Consider the following 22,489-nt stretch of genomic DNA (forward strand, 5'->3'; position numbering starts at 1 on the left):
GCTTCACTCCTCTACGAACATCTTGCGCAGTCCGGGACGACGGGGAGCGGCCAGTTCCTCTGTCCACGCGGCGAGCGCGGCCACCGTCGGAAGGTCGAAGATCTTGCGGATGGGTATCTCGACGCCCATCTCGGCGCGGGCCCGGCTGATCAGCCGGGTGGCGAGCAGGGAGTGCCCGCCGAGCTCGAAGAACCCGTCGTCGGCGCCGACCCGGTCCACGCCGAGCACCTCGGCGAAGAGCGCGGCCAGGCCCTTCTCACGGGCGGTGGAGGGCTCCCGGTAGGCGGCGCCGGTGTACTCGGGATCGGGCAGGGCGGCCCGGTCCAGCTTGCCGTTGGGGGCGAGCGGAAGCCGGTCCAGGGTGACGAAGGCGGACGGCACCATGAACTCCGGGAGCCGCTCGGAGGCGAAGGCGTGCAGCTCCCTGGTGTCCGGGGCGGACGATCGGTCGCCGGTGGGCACGACGTAGGCGACGAGCAGCTTGCCCGCGCCGTCTCCGCGTCCGTCGCGGGCGATGACGACGGCCTGCGCGAGGCCGGGGTGCGCGGTGAGCGCCGCCTCGACCTCGGCGGGCTCGATGCGGAAGCCGCGCACCTTCACCTGGGCGTCGCCGCGGCCCGCGTACTCCAGTTGTCCTTCGGCATTGACGCGGACCAGGTCGCCGGTGCGGTACATGCGGGCGCCCGCCGGGCCGAACGGGTCGGCGAGGAAGCGCTCGGCGGTCAGCGCGGTGCGGCCGTGGTAGCCGCGGCCGACGCTGCCGCCGACGTACAGGTCGCCGACGGCGCCGGGCGGCACCGGGGTCAGGCCGGGGCCGAGGACGTAGACCCGCATGTTGCCGAGCGGGGTGCCGACGGGCGCGCTGCCCGCCGCGTCGCCCGGCGCGCCGGTGAGATCGGTGACGGCGCAGGTGGTGGCGTAGAACGACTCGCTCTGCCCGTAGGCGTTGACGATCCGGGCGCCGGGGAGCGCCTTGCGCACCTTCGCCACCAGCGCCGTGGGCAGTGCTTCACCGGCGAAGACGAGCGTCTCCACGTCGGTGCGTCCCGCGATCTCGTCGACCAGCTCCGCGAAGGCGGACGGGACGGTCGAGATGACGCCGCCGCTCCAGCCCTCCTTCCGCTCGCCGAGGACCAGGACGTCCCGGACCAGTTCGACGACGCCGCCGACCGCGAGGGCCGTGAAGATCTCGAACACGGAGACGTCGAAGTTGACCGAGGTGCCCGCGAGGATCCGCTTGCCCGGCGCCATGCCCACACGGTCGGCGAGGCGCAGCACGCCGTTGACCACGTTGGCGTGGGTGATGGCGACGCCCTTCGGCCTGCCCGTGGAGCCGGAGGTGTACATCACGTACGCCAACTGCTGCGAGCTGACCGGGAGTTCGGGAACCGACCCGTCACCTCCGGCCGGGCCGGACAGGTCGAGCGTGTCGAGGAGGAGGTTCGGGGCGTCGTGCTCCGGCAGCGTCCCGGCGGTCGCCGTGTCCGTCAGGACCAGGCGCGGGCGTGCCTCGCCGAGGATCGCCGCCAGGCGGTGTCCGGGGTACTTGGGGTCGACGGGCAGATAGGCGCCGCCCGCCTTCAGGACCGCGAGCAGGGCGACCACCAGGTCCGCGGTGCGCGGCAGGGACACCGCGACCAGCGACTCGGGGCCGACGCCGCGTCCGGCCAGCTCCCGCGCGAGCCGGTCGGCCCTGGCGTTCACCTCGCGGTAGGTGAGCGAGACGCCCTCGGCGATGACGGCGACCTCGTCCGGGGTCCGTGCGACCTGGGCCTCGACGAGGCCGGGGATCGTGGTGTCCGGGGTCGGGGCGTCGGTGGCGTTCAGCTCCACCAAGAGCCGCTCGCGTTCGGCCGGCTCCAGGACGTCGAGCCCGGCGACCTTCCGGTCGGGGGCGTCGGCCAGTTGCTCCAGGATGCGGAGCAGGCGGGCCGCGTACGCCTCCACCGTCTCCTGGTCGAACACGCCGTGCGCGTACTGGAGGATGAACTGGAGGTTCGGCTCGACCGCCGCCATCAGGCCCAGCGGGTAGTGGGTGCCGTTGGAGGGGCGCAGGCCGGTGAAGGCGACGCCGTCGGCGGCCTCGGTCGCGGCGCTGATGCCCTCCTCGTCGACCGGGTAGGACTCGAAGACGACCAGGGTGTCGAAGAGGGACGGCAGCCCGGCGGCCTGCTGGATCTCGGCGAGCCCGTGGTGGTGGTGGTCCATCAGGGCGGCCTGCCGCTCCTGCAGCCGGGTCAGGACCTCGGCGAAGGTGTCGCCGGGGGCGTACTCGACGCGGACGGGCAGGGTGTTGATGAACATCCCGACCATCGTCTCGACGTCCGCCACGGCGGGCGGGCGGCCGGAGACGGTGGCACCGAACAGCAGGTCGCGGCGGCCGGTGAGCTGCCCGAGCAGCAGGCCCCAGGCGCCCTGGACGACGGTGTTGACGGTGACGCCCAGCTCGGCGGCGCGCCGGTCGAGCCGGGCCGACACCTCGGCGGACGGCGCGAACTCGACCTGCCCGAGGCCGTCGTCGGTGTGCTGGGAGCCGGGCGCGAGCAGCGTCGGCTCCTCCACTCCGGCGATCTCGGCGGCCCAGGCGCGGGCCGCCTCCGCCTCGTCCTGCCGGGCCCGCCAGGCCAGGAACTCGCCGTAGCTGCGGGTGGGCCGCAGTCCCGACGGGTCGCCGTGGGCCGCGTAGAGCAGCAGCAGGTCCTGCATCAGCAGGGGGATGGACCAGCCGTCGAAGAGGATGTGGTGGGCGGTGACGACGAGTTCGGCGCGGCCGGGTTCGAGCACGGCGAGGGCGAGCCGCATGAGCGGCGGGGCGGCCATGTCGAAGTGTTCGGCCCGGTCCTGGGTGAGGAACTCCTCGAACGTGTCGGTCGCCTCGGCGTCGGCGACGGCGGTCAGGTCGAGGTGGCGCCAGGGCAGGGTCACCCCGTGCGCGGGCACGACCTGGACGATGTCGCCGTCGGCCTTGGCGACGAAGGCGGCGCGGAGGTTGGTGTAGCGCTCGATGAGCGCCTGCCCGGCCCGGTGCATCCGCTCGGCGTCGACGTCGCCGGAGAGGTGGAAGACGAGCTGCATGTGGTAGGCGTCGAACGACGATCCGGCCATCTGGGTGTGGAAGTGGATGCCGGACTGGGCGGGGGTCGTCGGCCAGATCTCGGCGAGCGCGCCGTAGCGGGTCTCCCAGCCGTCGATGGCCTCCTGGTCGACGTCGACCAGGGGGGCGTCGGAGGGGGTGAGTCCGCCGGCGTCGTCCGTCTCCGCGTACTGGGCGAGCGCGGTCAGGGCCCGCACCCACAGGCCGGCCAGTTCGGTGACCTCGGCGCGGGTCAGGACCCCGGTCGGGAAGCCGAAGTAGGCGGTCAGTTCGTCGCCGTCACCGGTGTCGGTGGCCACCGCGTTGATCTCCAGGGCGGAGAGGACCGGCATGTCGGCGTCCGGCGCGGCGATCAGGTCCTGGTAGGTGCTGTCCGGGGTCCAGCCCGCGCCCTCCTGCCCGGCGGGGGCGGCGGAGGTGCGGCCGAGGTAGTTGAAGCCGATCTGCGGTTCGCGTGCGGCGGCGAGGACGGCGCCGGTCTCCGCGTTGAGGTGGCGCAGCACGCCGTAGCCGATGCCGTTGTCCGGAACCGCCCGGAGCTGTTCCTTGACGGCCTTGAGGGCGCGGCCCGCGGCGGCGCCGCCGGCGAGCGCGTCGGCCACGTCGACGCCTGCCAGGTCCAGGCGCACCGGGAACACCGAGGTGAACCAGCCGACCGTGCCCGACAGGTCGGCGCCGGGCACGACGTGCTCCTCGCGGCCGTGGCCCTCCATACGCACGAGCGCGGAGGAGCCCGACTCGCCGCGGGTGCGGCGCCAGTGGGTGAGGGCGAGGGCGAGTGCGGCGAGCAGTCCGTCGTCGACCCTGCCGCGGAAGACGGCGGGGACGTGGGTGAGCAGGGTCCGGGTGACGCCGGCGGGGAGCTGGACGCGGACGGTGTCCACGGTGGCCGCGACGTCCTGTGCGCGGTCCAGCGCGCGGGCGCCGAGCACGGGCTCGTCGCCGCTGAGGATCTCCTGCCAGACCGGCAGCTGCGCGGCGGCCTTCTCCTCGTCCGCCGCGAGGTCGGCCAGGGCGTGCGCCCAGCGGCGCAGAGAGGTGCCCTGCACGGGCTGCGGCGCGGCGCCGTCACGGACCCGCTGCCAGGCGGCGGCGAGGTCGGGCACGATGATCCGCCACGACACGCCGTCCACGACGAGGTGGTGGAGGACGATCAGGAGCCGGTCGGCGTCGGTGTCGGAGGTGAACCGGACGAACTGGGCCACGATCCCGGCGTCCGGGTCGAGTCGGCCCGCGGCGGCGTCCAGCTCGGCGTGCACGTCGGCGCCGTCGAGAGGGATGTCGCGCAGCAGTCCGGCGGGGTCGACGCTGCCGGGCGGCGCGATCAGCAGTCCGGACTCGTCCCGGTCGAGCCGGGAGCGGAGCACGTCGTGCCGGTCGAGGAGGTCCCGCAGCGTGGCGAGGAGGCCCGCGCGGTCGATGTCGCCCGGCAGGGTCAGCATCCCGGACATGGAGAACCGGCCGAAGCCGCCGCCCAGTTCGAGGACGTGCGCCGCCATGGGGGGCAGCGGGGACCGGCCGACGCCGCCGCCGGGCAGCTCGGCCAGGGTCACGCGGGCGTCGTCGCGGCTCTCGACGAGTTCCGCGAGGCGGGCGACGGTGCGGTGCTCGAAGACCTCGCGGGTGGAGACGGCCATGCCGAGCGCCCTGGCGCGGGCGACGACCTGGATGGAGCGGATGCTGTCGCCGCCGGTGGTGAAGAAGTCGTCGTCGATGCCGACGGTCCGCAGGCCGAGCACCTCGGCGAAGAGCGCGCAGAAGGCTTCCTCGATCCGGTTGCGCGGCGCGCGTCCGGTCGACGCCTGCGCGAAGTCCGGCGGCGGCAGCACACGCCGGTTCAGCTTGCCGCTCGGGGTCAGCGGGATCTCCGAGAGCGGCACGAGCGCGGCGGGCACCATGTAGCCGGGGAGCCGCTCGGTGAGGTAGTCGGGCAGTCCGGCGAGCAGCGGGCCGATCGCCTTGGCGAGGGCCGGGGTGTTGGGCCGGGCGCGCCGACCCGCGTCGGTGGTGACGAACGTGCCGGTGACGGCGGCCTCGGCGGGCAGCGCGGGCAGCAGCAGCGCGTCGTAGCAGCGCGGGTCCTCGCCCGACAGCGTGAGGACCGCCGTCAGACCGTGGGCGCGGGCCCACTCGGTCAGCTCGTGCGGGTCGACCGCTTCGCCGGGCAGCGCCGTCGGGTCCAGGAGCCCTGCGGCGACCGCGACGGCGGCCTCCTCGGACAGCCGGGTGGAGGGGATGCCGGTGACGCGCACCGGTCCGTCCTCCGTACGCGCCGCCAGGTCGGCGGGGGTGGCGAGCTGTCCGCCCCACGGCACCTCCGGCAGCCCGGAGAGGTCGAGCACGTCGGCGGGCGCCTTGTGCAGGACGACCTCGTAGCGGTGCCGGGTCAGTTCGTTGTGCGCCTCCCCCGGCTTGAGGCGGATGTCCACGGCGACGGAGTTCCGGGCCGCCCAGGCGGCGAACCACTCCGGGGGGACCACGAGTTCGCGCTCGGCGAGCAGCTCCTTCTCCACGAACGTCCGCAGTTCGTCGTGCGACGCGTGCGGGTGGGCGGCGCGTTGGACGGCGGTGAGCAGGACGCGCAGCGTCGAGGCGTTGCGCACGTCGCCGACGATCATGCGGCCGCCGGGTTCGAGCAGCTCCATGACCTGGCTCAGGACGTGGTCGAGGTACTCGGCGCTCGGGAAGTACTGGGCGACGGAGTTCAGGACCACCGTGTCGAAGCGGCCCTTGGGCAGGTCGGACAGTTCGTCGGCGGTACGGGCGCTGAGGTGCACCCGGTCGCCGAACCCGAACCGCTCGGCCTGGGCGGTGACGCGCTCCACGACGGGGGCCGAGATGTCGGTGCCCCAGTACTCCTCGACCTCTCCGACGATCTTGGCGAGGAGCAGACCGGAGCCGACGCCGATGTCCAGGACGCGCCGGGGCGCGTACCGCAGCACCTGGGCGACGGCCGCGTCCCGCCACTGCCGCATCTGCTCGACGGGGATCGGCTCGCCGTCGTACGACGACGTCCACATCTGGAAGTCCTCGCCCCACGCCTCGTCCTCGGAGGCCCGGTAGCTGTCATCGTAGAGCTCGCGCCAGTCGTCCTGCTGGTCGTCGGCGTCCTCGACGGCGGCGCCCGGGTCCGGGACGACGTAGCCGACGAGGCGCTTGCCGCCCTCGCGGTCCTCGCGGACCACCACGGTGGCCTGGGCCACGCCGGGGTGGTCCGTGAGGGCCTGCTCGATCTCGGCGAGTTCGATGCGGAAGCCGCGGACCTTGACCTGGAAGTCGGTCCGCCCGATGTACTCCACCTGCCCGTCGTGCGACCAGCGCACCAGGTCACCGGTCCGGTACATCCGCGCGCCCGGCTCACCGAAGGGGCAGGCCACGAACCGGCCCGCCGTCAACGCCGTCTGCCCGAAATAACCGCGGGCCAGGCCCGCACCGGCCAGATACAGCTCACCCGCGACACCCGGTGCGACCGGCTTCAGCGCCGCGTCCAGCACATACACCTGCGTGTTCCACACCGGCGCCCCGATCGGCACCCGGTCCGCACCCGGCACATGCCGGTAGGCGGTCACCTCCACCGACGCCTCGGTCGGACCGTAGAGGTTGTACACACCGCACTGCGGCAACACCTCGGTGACCTTGTTGGCCAGCGCGGGCGGGAACGCCTCCCCCGCGACCTCGATCCACCGCAGGCTCGTGCACTCCTTCGCCCCCGGCTCGGCGACGAACACCTCCAGCAACGAAGGCACGAAGTCCGCCCCCGTCACCCCCTCACGCCGAATCAGCTCCGCCAGATAGGCGGGGTCACGCCGCCCGTCCGGCCGCGCAATCACTATCGCCGCGCCCACCTGCAACGCCGCGAACAACTCCGGCACCGACACATCGAAACTGGCCGTCGTCGACAGCAACACACGATCCTGCGGCCCGACCTCGAAATACCCGAGGCCCCAGGCCAGCCGGTTCATGATCGAACGGTGCGCCACCTGCACACCCTTCGGACCACCCGTCGAACCCGACGTAAAGATCACATACGCGGCGTGGTCCGGAGACAGCTCCCGCACCGGGTTCGACTCCGCATAGCCCGAGACATCCGGCAGCACTTCATCCAGCACCAACAACGGCTGGGCAACGTCCAGCACATGCCGCACCCGGTCCGCCGGCAGCTCCGGGTCCACGGGCACATACGCCGCACCCGACTTCACCACCGCATAGATCGCCACCAGCAGATCCACCGACCGCGGAATCCGCACCGCGACCAACGACTCCGGACCCGCCCCCTGCTCGATCAGCCAATGCGCAAGACGGTTCGCCCGCGCATTGAACTCCGCATACGACAACGACTCCGACTCACCCACCAACGCCACCGCATCCGGCGACCGCACCACCTGCGCCTCAAACGCACCCGGCAACGTCCCCACCGCCACCTCACGCGCCGTGGCGTTCCAGTCGGTGAGGAGCAGCTTGCGCTCGCCCTGGTCGAGGACGTCGACGTCCCCGAGGCGCACGCCGGGGTCGGCGGCCACCTGCTCCAGGATGCGGACGAGACGGTCGACCACGGCGACCGCCGTGGAGTGGTCGAACAAGTCCGCCGCGTACTCGAGGCGCCCGTGGGCGCGGCCCGAGGCGTCGGGGACGATGTTGAAGAAGAGGTCGAACTTCGCGGTGTCGGTGCCGGCCGGGACGGGGGTGACCTCCAGGCCCGGTATCTCGATGTCCGGCCACACGAACTGCCAGGCCAGCATCGTCTGGAACAGCGGCGGGTAGGAGGTCGAACGCTCCAGGTTGAGCAGCTCCACGAGCCGCTCGAAGGGGACGTCCTGGTTGTCGTACGCGGCCAGGGCCTTGTCCCGGACCTGTTCCACCATGTCGCCGAAGGACGGGTTCTTCGACAGGTCGGCGCGCAGCACCCAGGTGTTGACGAAGAAGCCGACCAGGTCGTTCAGCGCCTCGTCGGTGCGTCCGGCGATCGGGCTGCCGATGGTGACGTCCTCGCCCGCGCCGAGCTTGTTCAGCAGGACGGCGAGGGCGGCCTGGGCGACCATCGGGGCGGTGGCGCCGCGGTCGGCGGCCACCTTGCCGAGCCGGGAGACGAGGTCGGAGTCGAGCAGGAACGCGACGTGGCCGCCGCGGTGTCCGACGATCGTGGGCCTCGGCCGGTCCAGCGGGAGCTGCGTCGGCTGCGGCACCTCGTCCAGTTCCTTGCGCCAGTAGGCGATCTGCGGGGCCGCGACGCTCTCGCGGTCGCCGTCCTCGCCGAGGAGCTGCCGCTGCCAGAGTGTGTAGTCCTTGTACTGGACCGGCAGCGGCGCCCACTGCGGGGCGGTCCTGCCGTGGCGGGCCGTGTACGCGGCGACCAGGTCCTTGAGGAACGGGGCCATCGAGGAGCCGTCGGCGGCGATGTGGTGGAACACGAACGCCAGGACGTGCTCCTGCGGCGCGAGGCGGAACACGGTGGTGCGCAGCGGGAGTTCGGTCTCCAGGTCGAAACCGGTGACCAGTTCCTCGTGCAGTACGGCGTCCAGGTCGTCCGGGGCCACGTCGGCCACCCGGAAGGGCAGGACCGCCTCGTCGGAGGGCAGGACCCGCTGCTCGGGCGTGCCGTCCGCGTTCTCGCTGACCAGGGTGCGCAGGCTGTCGTGCCGGTCCGCGACGTCCGTGACCGCGGCGGCCAGGGCCGCGGTGTCGAGCGCCCCGTCCAGACGCAGCACGAACGGGATGTTGTACGTCGCGGACGGCCCTTCCAGGCGGTGCAGGAACCACATCCGCCGCTGGGCGAAGGACAAGGGGATCATCGACGCTTCTCCTAAACGGTCGTCATGCCCAGCTGGGGACGCAGCCGGGGGCGGTTCGACGTGGCCAGTTCCTCTATCTGCACCGCCAGTTGGGCGACGGTCGGATGACGGAAGACCGTCGTGACTTTCACGTCGACGTGAAGCTCATTGCGTATCCGGCCGGTCAGCCGGGTGGCCAGCAGGGAGTGCCCGCCGCGGTCGAAGAAGTCGGCGTCGATGCCGATCTCCGGAAGGCCGAGCAGGTCGGCGAAGAGCCGGCAGAGCACTTCCTCGTTGTGGTTGCGCGGTCCGCGCCCGGTCTCCGCCTCGGTGTGGTCCGGTGCGGGCAGCGCCTTGCGGTCGAGCTTTCCGCTGGTCGTGGTCGGCAGCTCGGCGAGCGGCACGATCGCGGTGGGGACCATGTACTCGGGCAGGTGGGCCCGTACGTGGTCGGTCAGGGCGGTGAGGTCCAGCGCACCCGGTGCTGTGGTGCCTGCCGGTACGACGTAGGCGACGATGCGCTGGTCGTCGTCCCGGTCCTCGCGCACGACGACGACGGCGGTGTCGATGTCCGCGTGACCGGTGAGGGCCTGCTCGATCTCGCCGAGTTCGATGCGGAAGCCGCGGACCTTGACCTGGAAGTCGGTCCGGCCGATGTACTCGACCTGCCCGTCGTGCGACCAGCGCACCAGGTCACCGGTCCGGTACATCCGGGCGCCCGGCTCGCCGAAGGGGCAGGCCACGAACCGGCCCGCCGTGAGGCCCGTCTGCCCGAGGTAACCGCGTGCGAGGCCCGCACCCGCGAGATACAGCTCACCCGCCACACCTGGCGCGACCGGCTTCAGCGCCGCGTCCAGCACATACACCTGCGTGTTCCACACCGGCGCCCCGATCGGCACCCGGTCCGCACCCGGCACATGCCGGTAGGCGGTCACCTCCACCGACGCCTCGGTCGGACCGTAGAGGTTGTACACACCGCACTGCGGCAGCACCTCGGTGACCTTGTTGGCCAGCGCGGGCGGGAACGCCTCACCCGCCACCTCGATCCACCGCAGGCTCGTGCACTCCTTCGCCCCCGGCTCAGCGACGAACACCTCCAGCAACGAGGGCACGAAGTCCGCCCCCGTCACCCCCTCACGCCGGATCAACTCCGCCAGATAGGCGGGGTCGCGTCGACCGTCCGGCCGCGCGATGACTATCGCCGCGCCCACCTGCAACGCCGCGAACAACTCCGGCACCGACACATCGAAACTGGCCGTCGTCGACAGCAGCACCCGGTCCTCGGGACCGACCTCGAAATACCCGAGGCCCCAGGCCAGCCGGTTCATGATCGAACGGTGCGCCACCTGCACACCCTTCGGACCCCCCGTCGAACCCGACGTGAAGATCACATACGCGGCATGATCCGGCTGGAGACCCACCACCGGATTGGACTCCGGATACGAAGCCACATCCGGCAGCACCTCATCCAGCACCAACAACGGCTGGGCAACGTCCAGCACATGCCGCACCCGGTCCGCCGGCAGCTCCGGGTCCACCGGCACATACGCCGCACCCGACTTCACCACCGCGTAAATGGCCACCAGCAGATCCACCGACCGCGGAATCCGCACCGCGACCAACGACTCCGGACCCGCCCCCTGCTCGATCAGCCAATGCGCAAGACGGTTCGCCCGCGCATTGAACTCCGCATACGACAACGACTCCGACTCACCCACCAACGCCACCGCATCCGGCGACCGCACCACCTGCGCCTCAAAAGCACCCGGCAACGTCCCCGCCGCCACCTCACGCGCCGTGTCATTGACGCGGTGGAGGAGCTGGTCGCGCTCGTCGTCGCCGAGCACGTCGACCGCTCCGACCAGCATGGTCGGGTCTTCGAGGACCTGTTCCAGGACGCGGACCAGACGCGCGGCCACGGTCTCGGCCGCGTCGCGCCGGTAGATGTTGCGCTGGTAGTCCAGGGAGAGCCGCAGGTAGGGGTCGGAGGAGTTGAGGGTGAGGGGGTAGTGGGAGCCCGCGAAGGGGCGGATGGCGTCGATGGTGAGGCCCGCCGAGTCGTTCGCCTCGATGATGCCTTCGCGGTCGATCGGGTAGTTCTCGAAGACGACGATCGTGTCGAACAGGGCGGGCAGGCCGGTGCCGCGCTGGATGTCGGCGAGGCCGTAGTAGTGGTGGTCGAGCAGGCTGATCTGCCGGTTCTGCAGGCTCGTGATGACGTCGGCGAGGCTCTGCCCGGGCCGGCACTCGGCCCGCGTCGGCAGGGTGTTGATGAAGAGGCCGACCATTTCGTCGGAGCCGGTCAGATCGGCGGGGCGGCCGTTGACGGCGGCGCCGAAGACCACGTCCCGCTGGCCGGTGAGCTTGGAGAGCAGGATCGCCCAGGCGCCCTGGAGGAGGGTGTTGAGCGTGACACCCATCTCGGCGGCGCGGCGCGCCAGTTCGCGGCCCTGGTCGATGCTGAACGGGACCTCGACGCGGCCGAGCGACGTCGCGTCGCCGTCGGCGGAGAGGTCGGCGGCGACGAGCGTCGGCTGGTCGAAGCCGTCGAGCTCCTCCTTCCAGCGGGCGGCGGAGGCGTCGCGGTCCTGCCGGGACAGCCAGGCCAGGTAGTCGCCGTAGGAGCGGACGGGGCCGAGCGCGCCGGCGTCGCCGTACAGCCGGATCAGGTCGGTGATGACCAGCGGCGACGACCAGCCGTCGAAGAGGGTGTGGTGCGCGGTGATGATGAGCTTGGACTGCCGGGGGCCGCAGGTGAGCAGGGCCAGGCGCAGCAGCGGCGGCCGTGCGGGGTCGAGCTGTTCGCCGCGGTCGGCGGCGAGGGCGGCGTCGAGCTGGGCGTCCTGCTCCTCCTCGGTCCTCCCTGTCAGGTCGAGGTGGCGCCAGGGCAGCGTGACGTCCTCGGCGACGACCTGGACCGGCTCGCCCTCGGCGGTGGTGAGGAACGCGGAGCGCAGGTTGGGGTAGCGCTCCAGGAGTGCTTGTCCGGCCGCCCGCATGCGCTCCGGGTCCACGGCGCCGGACAGGTGCAGGACGAACTGCATGTGGTAGACGTCGAAGCTGCCGTCGGCGAGGGCCGCCTGGAACTGGATGCCGGACTGGCCCGGGGCCTGCGGCCACACCTCGGCGAGGCGGCCGTAGCGCTCCTCCCAGGTCTCGATGTCGGCCTGGCCGACCGTGACCAGCGGGGCGTCCGACGGGGTGAGGCCCCCGGCTTCCCCGCTCGCGGCGTGCGCGGCCATGCCGTTCAGGACCTCGACCCACAACTCGGCCAGCTTGCTTGCCTGTTCGCGGGTGAGCACTCCGGTCGGGAACATGAAGGCGGCCTGGAGACGGGCGCCGTCGGGGGTGTCGGTGACGACGGAGTTGACCTCCAGGGCGGAGAGCGCGGGGAGGTCCGGGTCGGGCTCGGCGATCAGTTCGGCGGACCACGCCGAGGGGCCCCAGCCGTCGGTGCGCAGGTGCTCGGGCACGTCGCTGTCGGTGATCCGGCCGAGGTAGTTGAAGCCGATCTGTGGTGCGGCGAGGTCGTCGAGCTGCTCGGCGGTCTCGGCGTTCAGGTGGCGGAGCAGACCGTAGCCGAGGCCCTTGCCGGGGACGGCGCGCAGTTGCTCCTTGACGCGCTTGACGGCCTGGGCGGCGGCGGGGCCGCCCGCGAGCACACCCGCCGTGTCCACGCCGGAGACGTCGACGCGGGCCGGGTACATCGTGGTGAACCATCCGACGGTGCGCGACAGGTCGGCGCCGGGGACGGCCTCCTCCTCGCGGCCGTGTCCTTCGAGGCGGACGAGGGTCGACTCGTCGGTGCCGCGCCAGCGGTTGACCGCGAGAGCGAGGGCGGCGAGGAGGACGTCGGTGCCGGTGGCGCGGAACGCGGCGGGCAGCTCGGTGAGGACGGCCTCGGTGACGTCGGCGGGCAGCTGCACCCGTACGGTCTCGACGGTGGACCAGACGTCGACGGACGGGTCGAAGGCGCGGGCGCCGAGCGGCGGGTTGGGGCCTTCGAGGACCTCGCGCCAGTGGTCGAGCTCGGCCTCCCGCTCCTCGCTGAACGCCTCGTCCTGGAGCGCGGCCGCCCAGCGGCGGGCGGAGGTGCCGACGGCGGGCAGTTCGGGGGTGCGGCCGTCGCGGACGTGCTGCCAGGCCTCGGCGAGGTCGGACATCAGGATGCGCCAGGAGACGCCGTCGACGACGAGGTGGTGCAGGACGACGAGGAGGCGGCCGGGGCCCGACGGCGGGGCGAACCAGACGAAGTCCGCCATCGTCCCGGCCTCGGGGTCGAGCCGGCCGACCGCGTCGTACAGCTCGGCCTTGGCCGCGGCGAGCGCGGAGGGTGCCTCCCAGTCGCCGTCGCAGTCGACGCGCCGCAGCAGTCCGGCCGCCCGTACGGTGCCGGGCGCGGCGGCGACGAGGATGGGTTCGTCGCCCTGGACGAGGCGGGAGCGGAGCAGGTCGTGGGTGTCGAGGACGGCGTCGAGCGTCGCGGCGAGGCCGTCCGCGTCGGCGGTCTCGGGGAGTTCGAGCACCATCGACATGGCGAAACGGTTCGTCCCGCCGCCGTGCGCGAACACCTCCCGGGCCACGGGCTGCAGCGGCAGCGGGCCGACGCCGCCGCCGTCCAGCTCGGCGAGGACCGGGGTGCGGCCCTGCCGGGCGGCGGCCGCCTCGGCGAGCCGCGCGGCCGTGCGGCACTCGAAGATCTCGCGCGTGGACAGTTCGAGTCCGCGGGCGCGGGCGCGGGCCACCACCTGGATGGAGCGCAGGCTGTCGCCGCCGACCGCGAAGAAGTCGTCGTCGATGCCGACCCGGTCGACGCCGAGGACGTCCGCGTAGGCGGCGGTGATGATCTGCTCGGCCTCGGTGCGCGGCTGCCGGTACGTCTCGCCGAGGAACTCCGGCTCGGGCAGCGCCGCGCGGTCGAGCTTGCCGGTCGGGCCGAGCGGCAGGCGGCCCAGGGCCACGAACGCGGAGGGAACCATGTAGTCGGGAAGGCGCGCCGCGACGAAGGTGCGCAGCTCGGCGGCGGACGCCCCGGCGAGCACGTCGACGTCGCCGATGCCGCCCGCGCCGTCGTCGCCGACGCCGCCCTCGCCGGTGTGCACGACGTAGGCGACGAGCCGCTTGCCGCCGGCCGGTACCTCGCGGCTGATGACGACGGCCTCGCTGATGCCGGGGTGCGCGGTGATCGCGGCCTCGACCTCGGCGGTCTCGATGCGGAAGCCGCGCACCTTGACCTGGCCGTCGCCACGGCCGACGCACTCCAGCTGCCCGTCGGCGGTCCAGCGGGCGAGGTCGCCGGTGCGGTACATGCGCTCGCCCGTGGCGCCGTAGGGGTCGGCGACCCAGCGTTCGGCGGTCAGGCCGGGGCGGCCGTGGTAGCCACGGCCCAGGCAGGCACCGGCCACGTACAGCTCGCCGATCACGCCCTGCGGTACGGGGGCGAGGCCGGGGCCGAGGACGTAGGCACGCATCCCGCCCAGCGGGGTGCCGATGGGGGCCACGTCGCCGTCCGACCAGTCGTCGGCGGCGGCGAGGGAGAACGTGGTGGCGTAGAAGCTCTCGCTCTGGCCGTAGGAGTTGACGATCTGGACGCCGGGCAGCGCCTCGCGTATCTGGCCCACCAGGCGTCCGGGCAGCACGTCTCCGGCGAGGACGACCGAGCGGACCTCCGGCGCCTTGTGCAGGTGCGGCACCAGCTCGGCGAGGACCGACGGGACGCCGCTGATGACGTGGCCGTCCCAGCTGTCGCGCTCGGCGAGGGCCAGGGCGTTCGGGACCAGTTCGACGGTGCCGCCGGTGGACAGCGTGGTGAGCAGTTCGAAGACGGAGACGTCGAAGTTGACGGAGGTGCCCGCGAGCATCCGCCACCCGGCGGGCGCGTCGAGCACCCGCACCAGTTCCCGTACGCCGTTGACGATGCCGCGGTGGGTGAGGGTCGCGCCCTTGGGCTTGCCCGTGGAGCCGGAGGTGAACATCACGTACGCCGTGTGGTCCGGATCGAGCGGCCTGGTGCGGGCCGTGTCGTCGGGGGCGCCCCGCGGCGTGTCCCACTGCGCCCGCTCGTCGACGTCGACGGCCGTGATGCCGTCCGCCGACGGCAGTTGCCGCCAGGTCGCGGTGTCGGTGACCGCGAAGCGGGGGGCCGCCTGCGCGAGCACGCTCTCGGCGCGGCCGGCGAGGTACTGCGGGTCCAGCGGCACGTATCCGGCGCCGGACTTGAGGATGCCGAGCAGCCCGGCCACCAGGTCCTCGGTGCGCTCAAGGGCGAGCAGCACCAGGTCCTCGGGGCCCGCGCCGCGCGCGATCAGCTCCCAGGCGACGGCGTTGGCGCGGTCGTCGAGCTGGCGGTAGGTCAGGGTCCGGCCGTCGCACACGAGCGCCGGGGCGTCGGGGGTGAGCGCCGCCTGCCGCTCGAAGAGGCCGGGCACGGTCTCCCGGGCCACCGGGGCGGCCGCGTCGAGCGGGGCGATCAGGCGCGCGCGCTCGGCGTCGTCCAGGACGTCGACGGTGCCGATCGGGCGCCCGGCGTCGGTGACGAGCCGCTCCAGGACGCGGACGAACCGTCCCGCGAGGGCCTCGGCCGTGGACCGGTCGAACAGGGCCGTGGAGTACTCCAGGCGGCACTGGGCGCCGCCGGAGCGGTCCGGCAGCAGGTCGAAGAAGAGGTCGAACTTGGCGGTGGCCGTCTCCAGGCGTTCGGTGCGCACGGCGAGGCCCGGTATCTCCAGGTCCGGCACGGGCGGCTGCCAGGAGAGCATCACCTGGAAGAACGGGTTGTACGCGGTGGAGCGGTCCGGGTTGAGCAGCTCCACGAGCCGCTCGAAGGGCATGTCCTGGTTGTCGTACGCGGCCAGGGACCGCTCGCGGACCTGGTCGAGCAGGGCGCGGAAGGTCGGGTTGCCGCTCACGTCGGCGCGCAGCACCCAGGTGTTGACGAAGAAGCCGATGAGGTCGCGCAGTTCCTCGTCGGTGCGGTCCGTGATGGGGGCGCCGATGGGCAGGTCGTCGCCGCAGCCGAGGTGGTGCAGGAGCACGGCGAGCGCCGTGTGCATCACCATCGACACCGTGGCGTCGGCCTCCATGGCCAGCTTCTCCACGGCGCCGAGCAGCGCGGGGTCGATGGCGAAGGGGACGCGGTCGCCGCCGGGGGTGAGCACCCGGGGGCGGGGGCGGTCCGTCGGCAGCTGGATCGGCTGCGGCAGGTCGGCCAGCGCCTCGCGCCAGTAGGCGAGCTGTCCGGCGGCGACGCTGTCGGGGTCGGACTCGTCGCCGAGCACGTCGAGCTGCCACAGCGTGTAGTCCGCGTACTGGACGGGCAGCGGCTCCCAGGCCGGGGCGGCGCCCTCGCGCCGGGCCGCGTACGCCGTGGTCAGATCGCGGAACAGCGGCCCGAACGACTCGCCGTCCACGGCGATGTGGTGGGCCACGACGACCAGGGTGTGCTCGCCGGGCGCACTGCGCACGAGGCGGGCGCGGATCGGTATGTCGGCGGCGAGGTCGAATATCTCGGTGGCGACCGCGTCGACCGCCGCGGCCCGCTCCTCCTCGCCCGTGACCTCGACGAGCCCCAGCTCGAACGGGCGCTCCCCGGAGGCGAGGACCTGCTGGTGCGGGACACCGTCGCCGCCCTCGACGATCACCGTGCGCAGGGCCTCGTGCCGGTCGACGAGGTCGCACAGCGCCGCCCGCAGCGCCGGTACGTCGAGGTCACCGGTCAGCCGCAGGGCGAAGGCGCCGTTGTAGGTCGGCGAGGGGCCTTCGAAGCGGTCCACGAACCACAGCCGGCGCTGCGCGAACGACAACGGGATCATTGTGTCTCCAAATCGGCGACCGGAAGCGGTCGTCACTCAGCTCTGGTCGAGCAGGGTCAACAGGTCGTCGTTGTAGAAGTCGTCGATGGAGCACGCGCCCGACAGCGTCGAGAAGTACCGGTCGATGTGCTCCTGGTGGCCGACCAGCTTGCGCAGCATGTCGGTGCGTCCCTCGGGCTTGAGCTCGGCCGTGTTGAGGGCGCCCTGGTACTGGCTCAGCGCCTCGCCGCTCAGGTCGAGCTCGTAGCGTTCGAGCGCCGCGTCGAGGGCGGCGTCGTCGTGCAGGTCCGCGCCGATGTGGCCGGTCAGGCCCTGCGCCTGGACGAACGCCTCGGTGATGCCGCGGGCGGTGATGGAGTCCTTGTGGGTGACGGCGTCGCCGACGAGGACCCAGCCCGGCCCGTACGCCTTGCGGAAGAAGTTCTCCTGGTGGCCGGTGCCGTAGAGCTGCTCCACGCGCCGGCCCGCGCGCATCCGCTCGTAAAGATCGGGGGCGGTGGTGCGGAAGGTGTCGAGGTAGAAGGGTTCCACGCCCTTGCGGACGTCCTGGTACTCCTCCTGCGGGAAGTACGTCATGAGCAGCGTGAGGTCGTCGTTGGTCGGGATGACGCCGATCCAGCGGCCGGGGCGCTCGTACAGCTCGAAGTCCGCGGGCACGTCGGCCCAGTAGCTGTAGTAGGTGCAGGTGACGCGCGGGTGCTCGATGACGTGGGGCGCGCCCGCCTTGCGGGCGACCAGCGAGCGCATGCCGTCCGCGCCGACGACCAGGCGGGCCCGCTCCTCCGCGAGGGCGCCGCCGGGCGTCGAGTAGCGGACGCCGACGACGCGGTCGTCCTCCCACACCAGGTCCTTGACCGCGCACCCCTGCCGGAACTCCACGCCCGCCTCGACGGCGCCCTCCGCGAGCAGCGGGTCGAGCACGTACCGGCGCGGCGCGTAGGTGTAGGTGACGCCGTCGAGCGGCAGGGAGAACCCCTCGATACGGACGCCCGGGCCCTCGTAGCTCTGCCGGGTGATCTTCCGGCAGCCCGCGCCGGCGAGCTTGGGGAGCAGGCCCCAGCGGTTGAGCAGGGACATTCCCTGCATGTGGATGTAGTGCGAGGAGAGCGTGTCCTGCGGGAAATTCGCCTTTTCCAGGAGCAGGACACGATAACCCTGCCGCGCAAAGAGCATGGCTGTCGGCGAACCCGCACACCGGGCACCTACGACAATCACGTCGTACATGGCTCTCCTCTCTTACCAGGTGGTTTTACCGGGTGGTTTTTTGCACAACTCGGCAGCAGCCGGAAATCTGATGTCGATGCTAATCACGGTGTCCCGCCGGCGGGACACAACTCAGGATGGGGCAGGCCCTGTTACCGGGAGGCCCCGGCACGCAGCGATTCGATGTATGCGGAGATGGACGCCACCGTCGGGTTGAGGAACATCTGGTCCATCGGGACCTCGACGTCCAGCTCGTCCATGAATGCGCCCTGGATCCGCACCATGATGACGGACTGACCGCCCAGGGCGAAGAAATCGTCGTCGGGCGAAATGGTGTCGCGCTTGAGCTCCCGGCACCAAATGGCGTGCACGCGGTCGGCGATCATCGCTTTCCTTCCGTTCGTGGGAATGGCCTTCGCCGTTTATGCCGCGGTGCCGCTGGTGGTGAGGGCGTGGTGTTTCTCCAGCGACGCGACGAGCGCCGCGCGGTCGACTTTTCCGTGCGGGCTGAGCGGAAGGCGGAGGATGTTCACGAAGCGGGCCGGGACCATGTTCCGCGGCAGCACGCGAAGCAGCCCGAGGCGTACGTCGTCCTCGGTGAGCTCGTGCCGCGTGGGCACGATGAAGGCGGTCAGCTCGGCCTCCCCCGCCGCGCCGGGCGTGACCGCGACGGCGGCCTCCCGGACACCGGGCAGCCGGCCGAGGGCCCGCTCGATGTCGGTGGGGTCGATCCGCATGCCGCGCACCTTGACCTGCGCGTCCATCCGGCCCGCGACGACGAGCTGGCCGGAGGCGTCGACGTGGCCGCGGTCGCCCGTGCGGTACAGCCGGACCGGGGCGCCGTCGATCACGACGGTGGTGAACTTGGCGTTCTCGGGTCCCGAGCCGCCGAGGTATCCCGCGCCGACACCCGCTCCCGCGATGCAGATCTCGCCGGACTCCCCCGGTGCGACACCGCGCAGCTCCTCGTCGAGCAGGTGGATGTCGGTGTTGTACGCGGGCCTGCCGACCGGGGCGATGGCGTGCTCGCCGGGCCGGTAGGCGGCGGAGAGGTCGTAGGAGGTCGCGACGTCCGTGCACTCGGCGACGCCGTACTGGTGCAGCAGCGTGCACCTGTTGCCCTCGCGGCGCGTCCACTGGGTGAGCCGCTCGGGCTTGAGCGCCTCCCCGCCGAAGAGGATGTAGTCGAGGCGGGTGAGCGCGTCGCCGCCGCGTGCGGTCTCCCAGTCCACGAGGACGTACAGGGTGCTGGAGGCGCAGTGCACGACGCGGATGTCGTGCTCCTTGAGGACGCGGTAGGCCATCATGGCGTCGAAGTTCCGGCTCGCCATGAGGTGCTGGGTCGCGCCGCAGAACAGCGGTGTCATCAGGGCGCGTTGGGACAGGTCGAAGCCGAACGCGCTGACGACCAGGTTGTGCGAGCCGCTGTGCAGGCCGTACTCGAGCTGCAGCCAGTTCATGAGGTTGAACCAGCCCTCGTGGTACACGGCGGTCAGCTTCGGCGTGCCGGTCGAGCCCGAGGTGAAGACGGCGTAGCAGATGTCGTCCCCGGTGACCTCCACGCCGGGGCTGCTCGCGGGCAGGCCGTCCAGGGTGTCGGAGAGCCGCTCCAGGTCGACGACGTCGACGGTGGCGGCGGCGACCATCGGGGCGGTCGCCTCAGACGCCACGATCAGCGCGAGACCGGGCACCTGCCCGAGGAGCTGCTCGATGCGGGCCGCCGGGTAGGCCGGGTCGAACGGCACGTAGGCGGCGCCCGCCTTGAGCGTGCCGAGGAGGGCGACGAGCAGCTCGAAGGAGTAGTCCAGGCACAGACCGACCTTCGCGCCGCGCCCGTGGCCGCGTTCGATGAGGTAGTGCGCGAACTGGTTGGCCGCGGCGTCGAGCTGCGCGTACGTCATGTGCTCGCCCGCGCGGACGACGGCGGGGGCGTCGGGCGTGGCCGCCGCGTTCGCCTCGAACCGGTGGTGGACGACGGGCGCCGGGGGCAGGGCGACCCGCTTTCCCTGAAGGATCATCAACTGACTCCGATGTGAGGGGTCCCTCTAGGCGGATCGCCGGTCGGCGGTGTCGAGCACCTGGGTGACCCACTTGTCGACGGGCAGGCCGTGCGCCGCGGCGGCCTTCGAGTAGTACGCGAGCTGGCCGGCGGAGAGCTCGATGGTGAGGGTGGTGACCTGCGCATGGCCGTCGGCGGCGACCATGGTGACCGGGGTGGTGGCGGCCGGAGCGCCTGTGCTTGTGGCGCCGGTGTCCGGGGTGCCGGGGAGCGGGGTGCCGGTGGCCGGGGTGTCTCTGGCCGGGGTGGACGAGGCGCCGTCGGCCGATGTGCCGGTGGCCGATGTACCCATGGCCGGGGTGCCGGTGGCCGACGGGCCGGTGGCAGCGGGGCCGGTGGCAGCGGGGCCGGTGGCAGCGGGGCCGGTGGCTGACGGACCCATAGCAGCGGGGCCGGTGGCTGACGGACCCATGGCAGCGGGGCCGGTGGCCGACGTGCCAGTGGCCGACGTACCCGCGACAGCGGAGCCGCTTGCCGACGTACCCGCGACAGCGGGGCCGCTTGCCGACGTGCCCGCCACAGCGGGGCCCGGGGCCGTGGTGCCGGCGGGCGGGGTGTCGCTCTGCGCCGCCAGTGCGGCGCGGACCGCCTTGCGCAGTTCGTTGCGCGACCATTTCTGCTGTTCGGCCCGGCGCAGCCAGTAGTCCTGCTCGGGCGGCGAGAGCCGGGTCACCTCGGCGTGGTGGGCGAAGCTGAGGGCGTCGTGCCTGCGGTGGTGCTCGAACCGCCGGGCCACCCACGCGTAGTTGCGCAGGGTCTGGTAGTCGAGGCCGGTGCGCTCGATGGCCTCCTTGTACCGGCGCCAGCCGTAGGTGGCCTCCCCGAAGAGCAGCCAGTCGGCGAGCCACCACGCGGAGGAGTTCACCAGCTCGCGCAGGTTGGTGCCGATCTCCTCCCAGGCCCGCTCCGGCAGGTTCTGCGGGAAGGTCATCCCCGACTTCCGCACCTTCGCCGGTGTCCCGACGAAGTTCGGGAGCACGTCGCGCGCGGGCGCACCGCCACCGGCCACCGGCCTCGTCCCGTGTCTGCTCGCGGTTCTCACGGCGCCCGTCGCCACGTTCATCTCCCCCATCCAGTGTTGTGCGGGCTCTGTGTCCTCCGGGCTCGGGGCGGGGTCAGTCCCCCGCCATCGCGTCCTGGAGGCTCTTGGGCCGCAGGTCGGTCCAGTTCTGCTCGACGTACTGCAGGCACTCGGCCCGGGACGCCTCGCCGAAGACGGCGCGCCAGCCCGCGGGGACCTCGGCGAACGCCGGCCAGAGGGAGTGCTGCTCCTCGTCGTTGATCAGAACGTGGAAGCGGCCGTCCTCGTCATCGAAGGGGTTCGTGCTCAACGGGCACCGTCCTTAACCGTCATGGAATGGTCCGGGATTGCGATGCGGCGGGCCGGATGCGCGACGCCACCAGGCACGTTCGCCGTTCGGCGTCATCCGGTCGGCCCTGGACGCGGGGTCCGGCGAACCGGACGTCGGCGTCGGGCCACCCCGGCGCTGCCACGTCACCGTAGGGACCCGGACGAGGCGCCTACAAGAGCCGAAGAGCCGAGTCGTCCCGGGCTCAAGCGGTTCTGGAGCCCACCCGCGCGGCGCCTTCGGGAGCGGGCCGCAGAACGGCTCGACGCGTGGTCGGGGGCGGGCTGAGGGGCCCTGGAGGGCAGGCCCGTACGACGCCCGAACGCACTATCGTCGGCAGGTGCGACGGTGGCCCGGGGGCCTTTCGCCGGGCCGTCGGTGGTCGCGCGGGACATGGGGCGGCGCCCCGTGCGCGGCTTCGCTGTGCGGCCCGGGTGCATGCCGTGCGCGGGCTCGGTGCCCGGCCCGGACGCGTGGACTCGGCGCTCGGCGCGTCGGCGACCGGGACCTTCGAAGGCGCGGCGAAGCCGCTGCCTTCAGGGGCGCGGGGAACGGCGCGACCAGCCACGACGAAAGCGGCACTCGCCCACGAACCGACAGGCAGCGCACGCAGTGCGCACGCCCAGGGGCGCGGGGAACTGCGCGACCTCGGTGCGTGCCCAGGGCGTGCGGCGAGGGCCGGGCCCCATGCCCCTTCGGTATGGGGAAGTGCCGGGCGTCGTCGTGGCCGCGCGAAGATCCAGACGCGAGGCCGAGTCGAGGGGGAGCAACGATGGGGCGTACTCGACCGGAGCTGCGGCTGTTCGTCCTGCATCACGCGGGCGGCTCGCACGTGCCCTTCCGGCACTGGCCGGCCGGGCTGCCGGACACGTGGGACGTGCGGCTCCTCGACGCGCCGGGGCACGGCCACCTCATGGACCTCGCGCCGATCCCGGACGCCGGGCGCCTCGCCGACTTCCTCCTCGGCGCCATCAAGCCCTCGCCCGAGGCCCCCTACGCCCAATGCCGTTGCTTTACGGATTCGCGGGTTGGGGTCGTTGGATGCGGACGGCCTGGACACCGCCGCGGGCGGGCTGGGGGCAGGTCCGGTGTTCGGTCCGTTTGAGCCTGTAGTTGGACATCTTGCGTTTGACTACACGGGGCTGGCTGCGCAGGCGTCTGACCGGCAGGAGCCGCTCCAACAGGTCGTGCTCGAGCAGGACCAG

General features: G+C 72.4%; 8 protein-coding genes. 1 reads left to right on the top strand and 7 read right to left on the bottom strand.

From position 1 onward, the window contains the following. Positions 1 to 3: 3 nt before the first annotated feature. From N5I75_RS39410 to N5I75_RS39440, 7 genes are all read right to left on the bottom strand, one after another. Positions 4 to 8,883, bottom strand: a complete 8,880-nt coding sequence (locus tag N5I75_RS39410) for a non-ribosomal peptide synthetase (protein ID WP_476685269.1) — start codon at positions 8,881 to 8,883, stop codon at positions 4 to 6. Between the two features lie 11 nt (positions 8,884 to 8,894). Next, on the bottom strand, positions 8,895 to 16,673 hold the full coding sequence (locus N5I75_RS39415) for an amino acid adenylation domain-containing protein (protein ID WP_476685270.1): 7,779 nt from the start codon (positions 16,671 to 16,673) through the stop codon (positions 8,895 to 8,897). A gap of 36 nt (positions 16,674 to 16,709) precedes the next feature. Continuing rightward, positions 16,710 to 17,897, bottom strand: a complete 1,188-nt coding sequence (locus tag N5I75_RS39420) for an NAD(P)/FAD-dependent oxidoreductase (protein WP_476685271.1) — start codon at positions 17,895 to 17,897, stop codon at positions 16,710 to 16,712. Between the two features lie 131 nt (positions 17,898 to 18,028). Continuing rightward, positions 18,029 to 18,262, bottom strand: a complete 234-nt coding sequence (locus tag N5I75_RS39425; protein WP_476685272.1) for an acyl carrier protein — start codon at positions 18,260 to 18,262, stop codon at positions 18,029 to 18,031. A 36-nt stretch (positions 18,263 to 18,298) separates the two neighbouring features. Next, positions 18,299 to 19,894, bottom strand: a complete 1,596-nt coding sequence (locus tag N5I75_RS39430) for an amino acid adenylation domain-containing protein (protein WP_476685273.1) — start codon at positions 19,892 to 19,894, stop codon at positions 18,299 to 18,301. Positions 19,895 to 19,921: 27 nt separating this feature from the next. Continuing rightward, complete coding sequence (locus N5I75_RS39435) at positions 19,922 to 20,866, bottom strand: LmbU family transcriptional regulator (protein WP_476685274.1); 945 nt, start codon at positions 20,864 to 20,866, stop codon at positions 19,922 to 19,924. Between the two features lie 184 nt (positions 20,867 to 21,050). After that, on the bottom strand, positions 21,051 to 21,266 hold the full coding sequence (locus N5I75_RS39440; RefSeq protein ID WP_394425963.1) for an MbtH family protein: 216 nt from the start codon (positions 21,264 to 21,266) through the stop codon (positions 21,051 to 21,053). Positions 21,267 to 22,056: 790 nt separating this feature from the next. On the opposite strand from N5I75_RS39440, the gene N5I75_RS39445 reads away from it, so the two are divergent. After that, positions 22,057 to 22,389 (top strand): thioesterase domain-containing protein, encoded by a 333-nt coding sequence (locus tag N5I75_RS39445; protein ID WP_476685275.1) that lies wholly within the window; start codon positions 22,057 to 22,059, stop codon positions 22,387 to 22,389. Positions 22,390 to 22,489: the final 100 nt, after the last annotated feature.

The sequence above is a fragment of the Streptomyces sp. R818 genome (assembly GCF_056172735.1).

Excerpts from the sequence above, each read along its gene's own strand:
- N5I75_RS39410 (WP_476685269.1), bottom strand. The coding sequence starts at position 8,883 with ATGATCCCCTTGTCCTTCGCCCAGCGGCGGATGTGGTTCCTGCACCGC.
- N5I75_RS39415 (WP_476685270.1), bottom strand. The coding sequence starts at position 16,673 with ATGATCCCGTTGTCGTTCGCGCAGCGCCGGCTGTGGTTCGTGGACCGC.
- N5I75_RS39420 (WP_476685271.1), bottom strand. The coding sequence starts at position 17,897 with ATGTACGACGTGATTGTCGTAGGTGCCCGGTGTGCGGGTTCGCCGACA.
- N5I75_RS39425 (WP_476685272.1), bottom strand. The coding sequence starts at position 18,262 with ATGATCGCCGACCGCGTGCACGCCATTTGGTGCCGGGAGCTCAAGCGC.
- N5I75_RS39430 (WP_476685273.1), bottom strand. The coding sequence starts at position 19,894 with ATGATCCTTCAGGGAAAGCGGGTCGCCCTGCCCCCGGCGCCCGTCGTC.
- N5I75_RS39435 (WP_476685274.1), bottom strand. The coding sequence starts at position 20,866 with ATGACCTTCCCGCAGAACCTGCCGGAGCGGGCCTGGGAGGAGATCGGC.
- N5I75_RS39445 (WP_476685275.1), top strand. The coding sequence starts at position 22,057 with ATGGGGCGTACTCGACCGGAGCTGCGGCTGTTCGTCCTGCATCACGCG.